This is a genomic window from Candidatus Methanoperedens sp. (genome assembly GCA_012026795.1).
Lineage (GTDB): Archaea > Halobacteriota > Methanosarcinia > Methanosarcinales > Methanoperedenaceae > Methanoperedens.
In genome coordinates this window covers 110,841-127,657 of record VEPM01000007.1, presented here as the reverse complement: position 1 = coordinate 127,657, position 16,817 = coordinate 110,841, and the positions used below count along the sequence as shown (strand labels likewise).

Annotated in this window: 14 protein-coding genes; 11 read left to right on the top strand and 3 right to left on the bottom strand. The window is 32.5% G+C overall.

Annotation, left to right across the window (positions count from 1 at the left end; translation table 11 throughout):
* Window position 1: 1 nt before the first annotated feature.
* From FIB07_03300 to asnB, 3 genes are all read left to right on the top strand, one after another.
* Complete coding sequence (locus tag FIB07_03300) at window positions 2-1,240, top strand: polysaccharide pyruvyl transferase family protein (protein NJD51872.1); 1,239 nt, start codon at window positions 2-4, stop codon at window positions 1,238-1,240.
* Window positions 1,240-2,151 carry a glycosyltransferase family 2 protein gene (locus tag FIB07_03295; protein ID NJD51871.1) on the top strand — a complete coding sequence of 304 codons (912 nt, stop codon included), beginning with the start codon at window positions 1,240-1,242 and terminating at the stop codon, window positions 2,149-2,151. The genes FIB07_03300 and FIB07_03295 overlap by 1 nt, the downstream gene beginning before the upstream one ends.
* Window positions 2,152-2,215: 64 nt before the next feature.
* Entirely contained in the window at window positions 2,216-4,159 is a 1,944-nt protein-coding gene (gene asnB / locus FIB07_03290; protein NJD51870.1) for an asparagine synthase (glutamine-hydrolyzing), read from the top strand.
* A 55-nt stretch (window positions 4,160-4,214) separates the two neighbouring features.
* On the opposite strand, the gene FIB07_03285 is transcribed toward asnB, so the two are convergent.
* Together FIB07_03285 and FIB07_03280 are read right to left on the bottom strand one after the other, a co-directional pair.
* Window positions 4,215-5,276, bottom strand: a complete 1,062-nt coding sequence (locus FIB07_03285) for a glycosyltransferase (GenBank protein ID NJD51869.1) — start codon at window positions 5,274-5,276, stop codon at window positions 4,215-4,217.
* Window positions 5,277-5,289: 13 nt separating this feature from the next.
* Window positions 5,290-6,543 (bottom strand): alginate lyase family protein, encoded by a 1,254-nt coding sequence (locus FIB07_03280; protein ID NJD51868.1) that lies wholly within the window; start codon window positions 6,541-6,543, stop codon window positions 5,290-5,292.
* 144 nt (window positions 6,544-6,687) lie between these two features.
* On the opposite strand from FIB07_03280, the gene FIB07_03275 reads away from it, so the two are divergent.
* The 8 genes from FIB07_03275 to FIB07_03240 all read left to right on the top strand — a co-directional run bounded on the left by FIB07_03275 (window position 6,688) and on the right by FIB07_03240 (window position 15,388).
* Window positions 6,688-8,142: an MOP flippase family protein gene (locus FIB07_03275; protein ID NJD51867.1), complete on the top strand. Its 1,455-nt coding sequence runs from the start codon at window positions 6,688-6,690 to the stop codon at window positions 8,140-8,142.
* Window positions 8,143-8,156: 14 nt separating this feature from the next.
* A complete protein-coding gene (locus tag FIB07_03270; protein ID NJD51866.1) occupies window positions 8,157-9,128 on the top strand; it encodes a glycosyltransferase family 2 protein in 972 nt (323 codons plus the stop codon).
* An 18-nt stretch (window positions 9,129-9,146) separates the two neighbouring features.
* Window positions 9,147-10,001, top strand: coding sequence for a glycosyltransferase (locus FIB07_03265; GenBank protein NJD51865.1), 855 nt, complete (start codon window positions 9,147-9,149; stop codon window positions 9,999-10,001).
* On the top strand, window positions 9,998-10,909 hold the full coding sequence (locus FIB07_03260; protein ID NJD51864.1) for a glycosyltransferase family 2 protein: 912 nt from the start codon (window positions 9,998-10,000) through the stop codon (window positions 10,907-10,909). Before FIB07_03265 ends, FIB07_03260 begins: the two co-directional genes overlap by 4 nt.
* Before the next feature lies 1 nt (window position 10,910).
* The gene (locus FIB07_03255; GenBank protein ID NJD51863.1) at window positions 10,911-11,831 is read left to right on the top strand and encodes a glycosyltransferase; all 921 of its coding nucleotides are present in this window, start codon (window positions 10,911-10,913) and stop codon (window positions 11,829-11,831) included.
* Window positions 11,832-11,849: 18 nt separating this feature from the next.
* Window positions 11,850-13,520 carry a hypothetical protein gene (locus FIB07_03250; GenBank protein NJD51862.1) on the top strand — a complete coding sequence of 557 codons (1,671 nt, stop codon included), beginning with the start codon at window positions 11,850-11,852 and terminating at the stop codon, window positions 13,518-13,520.
* 56 nt (window positions 13,521-13,576) lie between these two features.
* Window positions 13,577-14,395, top strand: coding sequence for a glycoside hydrolase family 16 protein (locus FIB07_03245; protein ID NJD51861.1), 819 nt, complete (start codon window positions 13,577-13,579; stop codon window positions 14,393-14,395).
* Between the two features lie 192 nt (window positions 14,396-14,587).
* Window positions 14,588-15,388 (top strand): class I SAM-dependent methyltransferase, encoded by an 801-nt coding sequence (locus tag FIB07_03240; GenBank protein NJD51860.1) that lies wholly within the window; start codon window positions 14,588-14,590, stop codon window positions 15,386-15,388.
* Between the two features lie 12 nt (window positions 15,389-15,400).
* Here the strand turns inward: FIB07_03240 and FIB07_03235 are convergent, their stop codons facing one another.
* Window positions 15,401-16,705, bottom strand: coding sequence for a glycoside hydrolase family 16 protein (locus FIB07_03235; protein NJD51859.1), 1,305 nt, complete (start codon window positions 16,703-16,705; stop codon window positions 15,401-15,403).
* Between the last annotated feature and the right edge of the window lie 112 nt (window positions 16,706-16,817).

Here is a 16,817-nt window from a genome sequence, read left to right as displayed (position 1 = left end):
TATGACGGAAAAATCCCCGCTATTTATTCTTGCCGGTAATGGGCCATATGATAATCGCGGGTGTGAAGCTATTGTCAGGGGAACTGTTAAAATATTGAGACATTATTATGAAAATCCGTCGTTTTTATGTATAAGTCATTTCAGGAATGATAAACAATTTAAAAAGCAGCGTGCAGAGGAATTTGATGCTTCGATAAGTCATAACCAAACAAATTTGCCAAAAGAAATATGGACAACGCAAGGATTACTCAACAAAATTCGAGAATTTGTTAATCCGGAAACAACCAAAAAAGATTATATGTATAAAGCGATGCTCCCGTATATACGGGATGCCAGATCGGTATTATCGATCGGAGGAGATAATTACTCTCTGGATTATAGCATACCGAAAAGATTCACGGATTTAGATGATATTGTTATAGAAAAGGGTAAACCAATGATTATCTGGGGGGCTTCAGTTGGACCATTCAGCAAAAATCCGGATTATGAAAAATATATGATAAAGCATCTTCGTAATATTACTGCAATTTTTGTAAGAGAATCAGCTACGATTGGATATTTGAATGAAAAAGGAGTGATAGACAATGTATACAGGGTTGCAGACCCGGCATTTCTTATGGATCCGATAAAACCGAAAGAAAATAAACTTGAAATTGAGGAGAGGTCAATCGGAATAAATCTCAGCCCATTATTGTCCAGGTATGTAACCGGTGGGAACATAGGTGAATGGACAGAAATCGCTGCTAAATTAATCTCAAGAATCAGTGAATCTACTTCTCGAAAAATATATCTAATACCACACGTGACTAATCCCGATAATTTTGAAAATGATTATGCATTTTTAAAAAATGTTGTTATAAAAGCAAATTGTGAGAAAAATTCAATATTTTTGATTCCTCCAATATACAATGCTGCAGAAACAAAATGGATTATTGGTCAAATGGAAATTTTTGTTGGTGCAAGGACGCATTCTACAATTGCCGCTCTATCTTCGTATGTCCCAACATTATCTTTTGCGTACAGTATAAAAGCTCAGGGAATTAATAAAGATATTTTTGGAGATGAATCCTATTGTTTGAATCCCAAAGAATTGAAATCAGGGACGATCATTGAAAAAATCCAATATATGAGTGATAATTCTCCAATAATAAAAAAAAATCTGCGTACTAAAATTCCGGAAATTCAAAAGATGGCATTATTAGCAGGCAAATACCTTCAGGAAATTATAAGGGAAGTATAATGAAATGCAATTATATAGAGGATTTAGAACGGTCATCGATATCAGAAATCCATAATTATGGGAACAATAACATCCTACCTAAAGCTTCTGTTGTCATTGTGACCTATAATACGGATAAGGATCTGTTATCACAGAATTTGAAATCTTTGAAAGAGCAAACAATCAAAGATTTTGAGATATTGGTTGTGGATAATAGCGATAAAGTAAATCTCCGGGAAATAGTCTCTAAATACAATTTGAAATACCTGAGGCTGGAAAAGAATTATGGCCCTATGCTGGCAAGAAATGTGGGAATTAAATATTCAAATGGAGATATTATAATATTTCTCGATGATGATGCAATTCCTGCTGGTAACTTTGTCGAGCAACATATTCGTGCTTATGATGAAAACAATATATTGGGACTTAGAGGAAAAGTATTGCCCAGGACTTATAGTATTTACAATTATTTTGCATCGCATTATGATCTTGGCAATCAGCCAATTACCTGCCCCATTAATATAGAGGGTAATTCATCCTTTAAGAGAACTGTTCTTTTTGAAGTAGGGGGTTTTAATCCTAAATTGTTGAAGGTTTTAGGTCACGAAGGGATAGAACTGACATATAGAATAATTTGTAAATACAAAGATAAAAGTAAATTGATATATTGGCCATGTGCCACTATATATCATAATTATGCAAATACTTTTATTAAATATCTAAGAAAAAGTTTGAGACATGCAGGAAATGCGGATATGTTAAAGACTCAATATCCGGGCATATTTAAATTTTTCCAACAATATAATTTAAATCCAAATAATAAAAAGAATAAAACTCTAAATTTGATTGATAAGATAAGGTTGAAGGTAATAATAGGATTTGTTCTATTAATTTTAAGAACACGAAATCTTATATATAAATATAATAAATAATTCAGACACGCTCATAGCTTTTGAACAGTACATTATAATAACTTTAAAATCTGTTTAAAGCCTTATGTGTGGCATTACAGGATATTATGATCCAAAGAAATGCGAATCAATTATTAGTCGAATTGTTGAAATGACCGATCTAATTCGACACCGTGGACCCGATGATGAAGGTTATGTCTTTATCGATACTCATTCGAATATTTCTATAGATGCTGCTGGGGATGATACGCAGGATACAATTAAAGCAAATTTTGAAAATGTTAATTCATTAGGTAAAGTTCCTCATAACCTTGCTTTTGGTCACCGTCGCTATGCTATTATAGATTTGACACCAGGTGGCCATCAACCATTCTGGGATGATAACCGGTCGGTTTGTGTTTCATATAATGGTGAGATTTACAATTATATTGAGCTAAGAAACGAACTAGAGCAAAAAGGACATAAGTTCTTAACATCATCTGATACCGAGGTCCTGGTTAAAGCATATAAGGAATGGGGTGTAGGTTGTTTCCAGAGATTCAATGGGACATGGGCGCTAAGTCTTTACGACATGAAAGAACGCAAATTATTATTATCCCGTGATCGAATTGGGAAAAGTCCGCTATATTATACGATTCAAAATAACATTCTATATTGGTCTTCGGAAATTAAATCATTACTTCACGCATGTGGAGCTGATAAATTATCCATAAATAAGCAAGCGATATATGATTATATTAATCATGGTTGGAGAGATCTGGATAATAGCACATTCTGGAGGGAGATACATACTCTCCCTGCAGCTTGTTATGCATCTGTTGATAACTCATTAAATTTCCAAATGAATACATATTGGACAATTCCAAATAAAAGATTTGACCAATCTGAAATTAGTTTTGACGATGCAAAGAAACAGATTCAAAACTTACTTGTTGATGCCCTGGAAATTCGTCTTCGTTCTGATATTCCAGTTGGTTTTGCTTTAAGCGGGGGGATGGACTCATCAACTCTCCTTGCACTATATACAAAAGTCCTCAATAAATCTACAGTTTCATTTACAGTGAAATTTCCTCAAAAAGGAGCAAATGAAGAATCTTTTGCTCGCATGGTTGCCAAAAGTTGCGGAAAGCTTGTAGATTATAGAGTGATCGAACCATCATTCAATGATTTTTGGAAGGATGCCGATGAATATATCTGGCTCATGGAGGAACCTTTTCATAATCCTGTTGTTCAAATTGAACAATTGCTTCAAAAAAAATTAAAATCCGAAGGTTTTGGAGTTATTATTAATGGTAATGGAGGAGATGAAATATTCGCTGGCTATGAATATATTTATTTTCAAGCTTACCTTGATTATTTATTGAGAAAAAAGAAATATTGGGCATTTATTAAAGAATCTTTTTCCTGGATAGATAAGGATTTTAAAGCATTCAAACGTATCAATAGTTCAATTCTTATTGCATTAACATATAATTTAACAATTAAAAATATTATTAAAAAATATGTGATGATAAAGGAAAAATCATTACTTCAAGGCTTCGACGATGTCGTGGAAAGAAACATTCCAAAAAATTTTAATGAAATCATGATTGGTAATATGGGGCAGTGGTTAATGAACTATTGGTTGAGAAATGGAAATAAAAATTATTTTGCTATTCCAATGGAAACCAGGTCGCCATTTCTCGATTATAGATTAGTGGATTTTGCATTCAGACTGCCACCAGAATATCTTATACACAATGGATGGCATAAATTCATTTTACGCAAAGCTATGGAAGATTTATTACCAAGTGCGATTATTTGGAGAATAAATAAGATGGGTTTTCCTTTCCCATTATCTGAATGGCTCAAGTCATCAAAAAATATTATAGAAAAGAACTTAAAAACAATTAATTGCCCATATGTAGATGTCGAGCAGCTATTTGAGGAATATGATACTTTGACAAAATCCAATCCTGATCTTCTATGGCGTTATATTTCTTTGCTTCTTTGGTGGAAAAGAGTCGTCCTGAAACAACATTTAATTTAATATTTTATAAATATTATTATTATTATTATTATTCACTGAAAATCAACAACTTAAATTATTTTGAACATTTCATGTAGACATTACACGTCTTCTTGGCAATCTCATCCCATCCAAGACCTTCAGCTAATCGAAGATTATGTGCCCCCATACTCTGGAGTTTAGCTTTATCAGTATTTAAAACTCGCTGCATTGTTTCAAGCAAACCACCCTCCGTCTTCAGGTACAAAAAACTTCCTTTCTCATCCAGTGTATCTGCCAGGCATCCTGTTAATGTAGCTATTATGGGCCTACCAAAAGACATGGCTATTATAACTGCGCCTGAAGTCAAAATATCTTTATAAGGAAGAATAACGATATCCGCAGCATTCATATAGACCTGGACTTCATTATCTGGAATAAAACCAAAGAAAGTCTTTATGTGCGTATTATTTTGACATCTATCCAATATATCCTGTGCGACTTTATTATTCAATGGTTTTCCAACTATCAATAATCTAACGTTTGGATTGTTCAAGGTCTCAAACGAAGTGATAAGCTCATTAATACCCTTGTAGGGTCTTATTTGTCCGAAATTTAGAAATACAATATCTTTCATATTAAGCTTCAGTCTTTCCCTTGCCTGAGAATAGCTTATTACATTTTCGTAGGAACCGATGTAATTCCCATGTGGTATAACTGTAATATTAGAGCCATTTATTCCATATACTTTCATGACCTCTTTTTTTGCAAAAGAGCAATGAACAATCACATTATTGCACAGCCTGGCCAATATTTTGTTAAAAAATAACTCAACGTTTTTGAATTTCCCCTCATGATTAATTATATTATGTACAGTCCATATTACGCTAATTCCTGATAGTTTCAACAGAAACAATTCAAAGATAAATTCACTTGACTTAATAATAGTTATAATTTTATTATCTCCAAAAATATACGGATATGTCCAGTGAATATGTATAATATCTGGTTTCCAGAATTTCCATACTGATCTAAATACTGCAAACAAACCAAAAAATGTGCCAAAACAAACCTCAGCATCTTGCTTTGAGAGTGAATCTGCAAGATTTCTCTGATAAGCATTCGTATGTTTATAATCCGGAATAAATATTATTTTCAAAATTAATCATCCATTAATTGATACCTGCAAAAGTAAAAGGATATGCGTTAAAGGAATGTGTAAGCGTCACCGGCCCCATAGTTCTGCTTTCATACATGGGTCTCTTCCACTTATTGATGATATCAAGATACGAAGGTTTCCGCCTGAATGAATATGCCAGTTCATAAAGTGCTGCATTATCCCCTGCATAGGCAGTTATTTGCTGATATGGCCATTTCGACGGATCTGCTGCATAGGGAGCATGGAAATCCAGGGCTTTCTCCAGGCCTCGTCCATCTTCGAGTCTATAATCATAAAGATCCACCCCGTAATGCCTGGCGATTTCTGCTGTCTGGATCATCGCATTTATAGCATAAAGGGAATAGCTGAGGGAGTTTGTTCTTCCTGTTTCTTTTATCATACTCCCATTTAAGTCCATCTGACTGGAGATTATAGCCTTCCATTGGTCGAAAGCGTAAGTCATACTTTCTGAATCTTCTGTTATCACCGAGGCAGAACTGATGAACACGAGTCGCCAGTTCTCAAAGTTATTCTCAGCTGACCAGTTTTTTGCATCCTCAAGTATTCTTGCGGTCCATGATTTGAATGCATCCTTATCTGCAGGAGTCCAGCCCTGATAATTCCATATAAGCTCGGCTCCATAGAACATACCTGGAAGTGTGATTGCAATCTCGATCTTGGATTGCCAATCTGTGAATCTGGGATTCATCCTTGTCGGGGGATCAATCGACCAGACCCTGATGAATTCCAGTGCTTTATCAGCATACTTTCCTTCTCCAGTAAACGCATATGCCAGCCCCAGGCTACGCACATTTCTCCCCAGCTTTATTGCGGACTGATAGTCTGTCCTGTCACGACTCTTATCGAAGACACCGTCCGTAGAATATGGTAATTCTGAATAATAATCGTGTTTATTTCCACTGGGCGGAGTTTTCCCACCATATGTAACGCTTGGAGTTTGCTCTTTTAATACAGAATTTGCTTCTGAAATCATAGCATTGTATGCAGTTTTCCAAGGCTCTTCATTTGCATCGACCCTTACCTTGATGGCTTTGATCTCATCCATGTTGAGGTACATATTGGGATGGGTAAAATTCGAAGTTGTGGATACTGCCGGAGAATTTACATTCAGGCTAATATTTGTATTACCCGCTTTATCTGGTCCTGTCCGCCCACCATAAAATGTAGACCAATAAATATCCGGAATTATTATAACTAACAGAATAACTAAAACAGTAGATGTTCGAATGCGGATATTGTCTTTCATAGATGGAAATAGGTGCTATTCTTTTTAAACTGTATATAGCTTATGCAAGGATAATTATTTACTAAATTTATATTAATGTATACATAGTACATCATATATTTATATGGGTTAAGATTATTTAATAAAGGGACTATCTGTCGGCAAATGAAAAAAGATAATAATTTTAAACTTCTAGCTGTGTTTGGTATATTATGGAGTTGGTTTTCTCAGATTTTGACACAGATTTTTCAATTTATAGTTCTTATAATACTTGCCAGATTATTGTCTCCACAGGACTTTGGGATTGTGGGATTAGCAACTGTTGTTACAGGTTTGATTACTACTATTAATGAACTTGGACTAAGCGCAGCGATAATTCAGAAAAAACATGTGAACGATATACATCTTTCAACATCATTTTGGGCAAATATAATGATGAGTACTATTCTATTTATTATAGTTGTCTCCACATCCTCATTTATCGCAGATTTTTATAATAATGATATGGTTAGACCAATACTTATTGTTAGTTCTACAGCCTTCATAATTGGATCCTTTGGCATTATTCAAAGATCACTACTCGAAAAGAGTCTTGAATTTAAAAAATTAACGATTGTTGACGTTAATGCGACTTTAGTGTCCGGAATTATATCTATTTTATTGGCATTTTATGGTTATGGTGCATGGAGCATTGTACTTGGAAGCATTTCCAATACATTTGTTTCAGTTATAATATTATGGAAAATAAACGCATGGAGACCATTATTGAAATTCAGTTTCATACATTTTAAGGAACTTTTCGATTTTGGAGGTAATATAGTGGGGTCAAATATTCTGAGATATATGTCCATGAATATAGATTATTTGATAATTGGGAGATTATTTGGCACCTTTTCATTAGGATATTATACTCTTGCAAGAAATTTGACTTCATTTCCTGTACAAAATATCTCATGGACTATAATGAGAGTAACATTTCCGGCATTTTCAAAGATTCAAGATGATGACAATAACGTAAGAATAGGATATCTCAGGATAATTAGATATGTTTCTTTAATCACATTTCCTATGCTCTTTGGTTTGTCTGTAATAGCATTCGAATTCGTTTCAATTTTTTACGGAGAAAAATGGATTCCTATGGTCATATTGTTACAGATATTCTGTGTCAGTAGCGCTCTGGTTTCCATAGGTACAATCGCAAATACTGTACAGTATTCAAAGGGCAGGAGTGATCTTCCGTTAAGGCAGCATACTTATGGCATAATTCTTATGCCTGTAGCCGTTATAATCGGGACAAAATACGGATTAGTAGGAATGGCGATCGCTGTAGCAGTTGGAACAATATTTCTGGTATTGATTTTTCAAATGATGACAAATACATTAATAAAATTAAATATGCGTGCAATTATCAAAGAAATTATTCCTGCGGCGATAGGCTCAATAATTATGATGATTGGCATAGCGATATACAAATATATTGTAATATATAACACACAACAAATATATGTATTTTTAAGTTCAGTATTCATTGGAATACTCATATATATAATATCAATACGAATAATTTATAAAGATATATTCAACGAAATAAAAACGCTAATTCGCGAGATAAAAGGGTGAAGAATATATATATAATGGGTTTGTTAAGGATGGAATCAATGAACAAAAATGTATCGCAATGTCAGCTTATATCGGTCGTTATCTGCGCATATTCCTTAGAACGGATTGAAATGACCATGAAGTGCATACAATCCATATTGGATAATACTTATAAAAATGTCGAGATAATACTTGTCATTGATGGCAACAAAGAACTTAAGCATAAGATGGAATCTCAATTAAGGGCAGTAACTAAAATATTAATAGTTGAGAATATAAAAAATGAAGGTCCTTCTGTATCAAGAAATCGTGGGATAGAACATGCAAACGGAGAAATTATTGCATTTATCGACGATGATGCTTTTGCTTCTTCTAATTGGCTTGAAACTATTGCGAAAGATTTTTCAGAATATCCTGAAATATTGGCGTGTGGCGGGAAGCTGATACCTATTTATGAAGAAAATGCATATAAGCTTCCTGAAGAGTTGTTATGGGTAGTAGGTTGTACATATAAAGGACATCCTGTTAAGAAACAGTTTATAAGAAATGTTATTTCAGCGAACATGGCTGTAAGAAAAGATTTGTTCAATGAGATACAATTTGAAAAAATGTTTGATGGAAGAAACTGGAAAATGGAGGATACTCTTTTTGGCATCAGACTTTTCCTTAGAAATCACAATAATGTATTATATGATCCTGAAATCCTGGTTTATCATAATGTATCTAAAGAAAGAACAAAATTAATTTATTTACTTCAAAGATCTTACTCGGAAGGCTTATTAAAATATGAACTTGGTCAGGTTATCCAGACTAACTTTGCACAAAAGGAAGTTTTTTATCATGAACAAAATTATCTTAAATTAGTAGTATCTTCAATTTCAAAGAATTTTTTTAATATACACCAAATGAATTATTTCTTATTACTTTTTTCAACGACATTTGCTGTAATTACCGGATATGTAATGGGAAATATACTTAATAAAATTCATTACAAACAGGATTATTAGAGCAAAAAAAGGTGTATAATGGGTATTGACAAAATCAGTGTAATAGTTTCTACTTATGATGATCCCATTAATCTTATAGATCAATGCCTGAACTCATTATTATCTCAAGAAGCAATATATGAAATCATAATAATAGATAGTTCGAAAAAGGAAGATATAAAGAAATTTTGTCATACGTTAAATATTGATAAAATCAAATATTTTTATACACCTCCAAAAGGACTGTCTGAAGCACGAAACGAAGGTATCAGAGTCTCTAAAAAAAACATCCTTGCATTTACGGATGCTGATTGTATAGTTGATCTGAATTGGGCAAAAAACATTTCCACTTCCTTTGCCGAAAATGTTGCAATTGTTGGGGGAAAAGTCCTTCCAAAATGGACTGTCAAACCAAATAAAATATTTTCCAACTCATCTATTGCCCAGGGATTTTACTCGCTATTTGATATGGGTAGTGATTTAAAGGAAGTTGATCAGATTTTTGGAGGAAATTTTGCAGTTAATAGAAATTTAATTTCAAATCAGAATTTTCTAGCGCATATAGGAAGAAGAAAGGAAAATCTATTGTGTGGCGAAGAAATTGATTTTTGCAGGCGTATCAAGAAGAAAAATTTGAAAATAATATATAATCCCGCAGCCATTGTTTGGCATCAAATACCCATAGAAAGAACAAAGTTCAAATGGATGTGGAAAAGGATGTATTACTCAGGGATTACAAGGGCAATGCTTGGCGGTAAGCCTACCCCAAGAACAGTAGAATATGCCAATTATAATATATTTGATTTACTTTTTATTATTTTTTTCTCAATTCCGTATGTTACAGGCATAATAAAAACACTATTATTCAATATAAATATAAAATTTAAATCATGAAAATATCAATAATTATATGTACCAAAGATAGACTACAAGATTTGATGAATTGTTTGGAATCTATTTTAGCTCAATCAATCATGCCCGATGAAATTATAATAATAGATTCAAGTAATTCTGAAGAAAATATCGATAAATTGAGAAAATTTATACATAAAAACGATTTCATAAAACATTATACTATCAGAGTTGGCCTGACAAGGGCAAGAAATGCCGGAATCGAAAAAAGTAGGGGAGAAATAATAATATTTGTTGACGATGATGTAATATTAGATAAAGATTATTTATATGAAATTTTAAAAATATTTGATTCTTATGAAAATGTTGGATTAGTAACAGGAGACATAATTCAAGCTGATATGTTAACAAGGACATTTCCAAAGTTAATAAGATATTCTTTCATAAAGGATATAAGGAATGTTTTTTTCTTCCTGTTTTTTTTGAGCAGATTTGGTAATGGATATTTTCTACCATCAGGATTTCCCAGATATATAGTAGGCCACAACAAAATCAAAAGAATCGAATGTGTACAGGGCGCAAATATGGCATTTAGAAAAAATGCTCTGGATGAGTTTCATTTTGATGAGTATTTTAAAGGATATAGTTTTATGGAAGATTGTGATATATCATACAGGATATCAAGAAAATTCAAAGTAATATTCACTCCATTTGCAAAACTTATTCACAAAGCATCCCCGGTATCAAGGGACTCTGACAGTGATAGGGCGAAAATGTTAGTAGAAAATCACTTTTATTTATTCAAGAAAAATTTTCCTCAGACAATTCAACATAGATTTGCATTTTTGATCTCGATTATTGGTTTATTTTTATTGGCCGCGCTCAGATTTAGTTCAAATGAATTTCGGGGATACTTCTACGGGTGTATTGAAATTTTAAAAAAGGAGTGATATTTTGGAGAAGCCTTACTTATCAATAATTGTACCTGTTCTGAATGGTGCTAACCATATTAACAATTTGATGAACTCCCTGATTAATATCAATTATCCGGATAATAAATATGAGATTCTTATTGTAGATAATGGGTCCAGGGATACGACAGTTGAATTAATTAAAAAATTTCAAAAAAATATTCCAGAATTAAAGTTGTTTTTTGAAAAAAGAAAAAGTTCCTATGCAGCAAGAAATACAGGGATCAGGAATGCTAAAGGAGAAATATTAGTATTCACTGATGCTGACTGTATTGTTGATAAAAACTGGTTAATTAATATCGTTGAGGGTTTCTCAGAAAATTCAGTTGGTTGTGTGGCAGGTGAAATTTTATCAGGAAAATGGTTTAATATCGTGGAGGAATATTATACAAAAAAAGATATAATGTCCCAAAAAAATACATTGAATTCAGAGTTCTTACCATATCCCATGACAGCAAATGTTGCCTACAGGAAGGTGATATTTGAAAAAATAGGCTATTTTGATGAAAAATTAATTTCAGGTGGCGATGCTGATTTTGCATGGCGGATGCAATTAGAAACAGAATATAAGATAGTATATGACCAAAATGCAATTGTAATTCATAAACATAGAACAAATATAAAATCCTTATTTAAGCAACAATTTAGCTATGGATACGGAAGTGTGCTTCTATATGAAAAACATAGTTCTTTTATGAATTTTAATCTAAAAAGTACATTAATAGATTATTTAAAGCTTGTGCTCAGTATCGCCTTATTCTATTTTCGGTCATTTACCAGGCTGTTCTGGAAATGTGGCAGATATGGTTTATTCGAACCCTTATTAGCATTCTTATGCATATCCGGTTATCGTCTCGGAAGATTATATGGATCAATAAGATTAAAAAAATTATTTATTTAGGATAATTGAGGTTTCAATATGTCAAAAATTAATATTAACATAAGTCCATCAAAAAAATTGGAATTTCCTGAATCAGGATTTCATTCATCACTTGATTCAAAAACATATCTGATTCTTATTTCTATTAGCCTGATATTTTTATTCTATAGTATCTGGGAAATAAAACCGGTTGTAGTCAACAATACAGATTTTCTTGGATTAACATCTCATTTGACTCTTGCCTACTGGATTGGATTTTTGATACTAATATTTAGTTCAATACGTTTATATTTAGACACACAGTATAAAAATACATCGATATATATAATACATTTATTAACTCTTGGTGTGTATCTTTTTGGTTTACCAGTATTTGCCGAGGAAAATGCATGGTTTGCCTGGTCTTATTATCCAGCAGGAGAAGTTCAAAATGTTTTGATAAATAAATATATTAATATCAATTCTGAGGATCTTTTAGCCTATAACATGTGGCCAGCTACTCATATAGTTTCAGCATTCCTTATTCTAATTGGGGATATTGGTTTAATGTCTATTATAAAGTATATGCCATTATTCTGGATGATCGCCCTAATTTTTTTTACATTTGTTATGGGAAGAATCTTTCATTTCTCTCCTGATCAATCTTTTTTACTCTCTTTTATGATCCTTACTTCGTTTGTATTGTTTTTATATTACTATGGTCCACCGTCCATAGCCTACCTAATTTTTGTTATGATATTTATATTATTAAATGATTTTAGCATAAATCAGAAATATGATGAATATGTTCCGTTAACCCTATTCATTTCTGCTCTTATCATAACACATTTATTGACCTCGTTAGTCGTGATGGTGATGATATTTATTATGTATTTAAATGAAAGACGATTTAAAACCTTAATGCTTTTTTCGATAATATTTTTCTTTTCATATTATATTTTCATAGCACCATTCATGTTTAAAATTGCAGCAGACAATATTTCTAAAATCTTAATAGTGAATAAATCTATTGAATTCGTGGAGACTAATATGATATTCCAAATACCAAGACTCTTGAAATATACTTATCTTGCAATATACATTATTAGTGTAATTTTTGTTACATTGAATCTGTTATATAACAAAACTTTATTGAATAATAAAAAATCAATTCATTGTCTTATGTGGTTTACAGGCATAGGATTGTTTTTAATGCTCAATTATGGTTCTGAAATGGATGACAGATTATATATATATAGCATAATACCAGCTGCTACTTATATCATAGCTAATATTTCAAATCGCAGTAAAATCTTGATCACAATTATGGTGATTTTTTTATTTCTTCACATACCTGCTCATTATGGTTCGGAAAGTATGGATATGGTTTATACAACGGAATTATATGGTTCAAAATTTTTTGCATTGAGAATGGAACCCGGAAATGAATATCCTATAAGTATAAATTATGTTTTTGGACCTTTGTTGGATTATTACCATCCCTTGCCCTTTTACAAAAGGTGGAGTATAAGCCCGTATCGTTCAGGTATTTACAACCCAAGCAATGCCTCATTGGAGGATTCAACATATATTATACACTCCAAACAAACAAATAATTACCTTCTTAGCTTTTTTGGATATGATTCCATTAAATTGTGGTTAGAATCAAATAAGACACCCAAATTAATATATACAAATGGATATTATAATATATATAAAAATAATATTTAATATTTTGGATTGCTATCAATCTTTTTAAATGATAAATCCATTCTAAAAGACTTATAATGAAAACAGTATCTAACGTTAAAATAAATAGTATAAATTTAATAGTGGATAAATTTATATTGACAACATCTATAGTTATAATATTTTCACTTATATTATTTTTTAGTCCTATGTCAACACCTGATAAAACTCCTTTAGACTATACACTGGTCTGGAGTGATGAGTTTAACAGCAATTTTTTGAGTTCTGATTGGATGGTATATGAAGGTAACCAGAGCGGAGCTGCTTCTGATACATTATTCCACTCAAGTATGGTGAAAGTAAGTAATGGTCAACTGCATCTGGGTATAGCTATGAACCCATCCAGCGGAAGAAAATATATCGGTGGCGGTGTTGATAATATTAATTCCGTAGTCGATAAAATGGAACAGGGAAGATGGGAAATTAGAGCAAAAATGCCACCCGGATTTGGCACAGATGGATATTTCGGTCTTTACGGTTCGGCAGGAGAATGGCCACCAGAAATAGTTATAGCAGAGACTATCGGGAAAAGACCGACAAAATCATATCTGATTCAAGTGTATGAAAATGTATCCAATATTCCAATATATGATGTAACAGAGGTTATCCAATCAAATCCGGATTGGACTCAAGGATTTAATGTATATGCCTTTGAATGGGACGGCGATCAATTGAAATGGTATATCAATGGAAAACTAAAGAAAACATCGCAACAGCGTTATACCACAATAAAAATGAAATTCAGTGCTGGAGCATGGAGTGGAATATGCGGATCTGATTGGCCAGACTGTGCGAGTTCAAATGTACTTCCAGCATATATGGATATAGATTATGTACGCATTTATAGTAAGAATTAATGAAAGGATTTTGACTTTCAATATTATGTACACCATTGAAGGTGAACTCTCGAAGGGTATTTCATTCTTCTTTGGAGAGTGTTGTTTTATATTACTGACTTGACACTGGCATACGTTTATTATTTATAAAACAATTTAAACCATATGTGAAAAAGAAAAATAATAAATATTTATGTAAAATAGACGATTAATATGATATTACCCAAAAGAGAAAATTTATATAAAGAGGCACACAGAAAATTTTATAATTATGATTCTATAGAATATTTGTCTTCAAACAAAAAATCTATAGAATCAGTATATTACATTTCAAGGATAAATGAAATTATTAATATAGTCGAAAAATCAATTCCATTGAAAGGGACGGTTTTGGATATTGGATGTGCACAAGGCAATATACCATTAATTCTTGCTGAAAAAGGTTATAATGTTGTAGGTGTGGATTATATCTCTGATGGTTTAAGCTATGCATTTTTGAAATACGAACATGGAAATTGCAATTTTGTAGCTGGCAATGCTGAAAAATTGCCATTTAAGAATAACTTTAATTGTATAATTATTTCAGAATTCTTAGAACATGTTAACAAACCAGAGCTTTTTTTAAATTTATTTAATAATTTTTTGGAAGAAAATGGTATTTTAATTATCACAACTCCCAATGGCTCCTCTATTCTAAACATTAAAGTTCCAAATTATACTTCCTTTAAACTTAATAATGATTGCAAAAAGATAGGCCCTGAAAAAAAGGATCATGTGTTTAATTTTAACATGTTTGAAATAAAGAATTTATTAGTAGAGTCAAAATTTGAAATCATTGAGAATCGGTATATAAATTCATATATATTAAATCCTGTTACTTATTTTATATATAAAAATTTGCCTATAGGTGTTGTTTATAAATTAAATTCATATTTCTCTAATATTCCAATTTTTAAAAAATATTTATGTTCTACAATTTTATTTGCCGCTAAAAGAAAAATTAATATTGATTAATTAAGATATTTATTAATTTTTCCGATAAATGCGTACATAATCTATATCTAAATATGCTGGAAGTATACTTGAACTCGCACAATCTGGCCAAATAGACCCGCATATTCCACTCCATGCTCCAGCACTGAATTTCATAGGAATAGTAATGAATTTCTGTGTTGATGTCTTTTTAAGCTGACCGTTAATATACCATCTTAATTGATTGCCATCCCATTCAAAGGCATATACATTAAATCCTTGTGTCCAATCCGGATTTGATCGGATAACCTCTGTTGAATCGTATTCTATATCATTATATAAACTATATGTTTGAGCCAGAGATGATCGTGTCGGTGTTCTCCCAAAGGTTTCTGCTATAACTATTTCTGGTGGCCATTCTCCTGCCGAACCATAAAGACCGAAATATCCGTTTGTGCCAAATCCGGGTGGCATTTTTGCTTTAATTTCCCATCTTCCCTGTTTCAATTTACCGGCTATGGAATTAAGATTATCAACACCACCGCCGATATATTTTCTTCCGCTGGACGGGTTCATAGCTATACCCAGATGTAGTTGGCCATTACTTACTTTCACCATACTTGAGTGGAATAATGTATCAGAATTGGCTCCTCCCTGGTTATCTCCAAATACTCTCCAATCGGAACTCAACGAATTGCTGTTAAATTCATCGCTCCATAAAAGAGTGTAAGAACCTGAAGGTGTTGGTACAGGTGTTGGTATGGGGGTTACTGTTTTCAATCTCAAGTCTACATCATCAACCCAGAGTGTACCTGAACCATAAAGCCTGAACTCAATCCTCACAAATGCAGTATTCGAAGGTGCAGTAGCTTGAACTGTAAGCTGGGTCCAACCTGTCGTGCCCCTTACAGATCCAACTGACTCCATGCCACTTAAATAATTCATGGACGCGTCCCAGAAGTTAATAACAAGCCTTCCATACTGGACAACACTTACAGTCTTCATCCATGCAGATACAGAATATACATTACCAGCCCGTCCTGAGATCTTATTTGTTTTGCTCAACCATCGCGAAAATGATCCTGTGGGTTGGATGGATACGATTTTGACTGACCGACTTCCTGTGTGTGGGGTGGTTGCCCAGGTAAAAGCGGCATTTCCATGTGTAAAATACTCGATTGACGGATCGGTTTCAAAACCGGAGTTGGGTGCAAGATTAATATCTGCTGCCGATGATATTGGTATAGAAAGGAAAAATATTATTGAAATTATGTGAATTCTTCTTATATATCTCATTTTTTTTAGTTTAATTGATTTTCTGTTTATTTTGATCATGATGACTACGATCAAATAATTCATGAATGATTATAAATATAATAGAAAGTTTATACTTGTTTTTAAGGTTTATTGTGGGAATTGATAGTTTTTTATTGTATTAAAATCGATTTTTTTTGATATTAGAACAATTTCT

Excerpts from the sequence above, each read along its gene's own strand:
- FIB07_03300 (NJD51872.1), top strand. The coding sequence starts at position 2 with ATGACGGAAAAATCCCCGCTATTTATTCTTGCCGGTAATGGGCCATAT.
- FIB07_03295 (NJD51871.1), top strand. The coding sequence starts at position 1,240 with ATGAAATGCAATTATATAGAGGATTTAGAACGGTCATCGATATCAGAA.
- asnB (NJD51870.1), top strand. The coding sequence starts at position 2,216 with ATGTGTGGCATTACAGGATATTATGATCCAAAGAAATGCGAATCAATT.
- FIB07_03280 (NJD51868.1), bottom strand. The coding sequence starts at position 6,543 with ATGAAAGACAATATCCGCATTCGAACATCTACTGTTTTAGTTATTCTG.
- FIB07_03275 (NJD51867.1), top strand. The coding sequence starts at position 6,688 with ATGAAAAAAGATAATAATTTTAAACTTCTAGCTGTGTTTGGTATATTA.
- FIB07_03270 (NJD51866.1), top strand. The coding sequence starts at position 8,157 with ATGGGTTTGTTAAGGATGGAATCAATGAACAAAAATGTATCGCAATGT.
- FIB07_03265 (NJD51865.1), top strand. The coding sequence starts at position 9,147 with ATGGGTATTGACAAAATCAGTGTAATAGTTTCTACTTATGATGATCCC.
- FIB07_03260 (NJD51864.1), top strand. The coding sequence starts at position 9,998 with ATGAAAATATCAATAATTATATGTACCAAAGATAGACTACAAGATTTG.
- FIB07_03250 (NJD51862.1), top strand. The coding sequence starts at position 11,850 with ATGTCAAAAATTAATATTAACATAAGTCCATCAAAAAAATTGGAATTT.
- FIB07_03245 (NJD51861.1), top strand. The coding sequence starts at position 13,577 with ATGAAAACAGTATCTAACGTTAAAATAAATAGTATAAATTTAATAGTG.
- FIB07_03240 (NJD51860.1), top strand. The coding sequence starts at position 14,588 with ATGATATTACCCAAAAGAGAAAATTTATATAAAGAGGCACACAGAAAA.
- FIB07_03235 (NJD51859.1), bottom strand. The coding sequence starts at position 16,705 with ATGAATTATTTGATCGTAGTCATCATGATCAAAATAAACAGAAAATCA.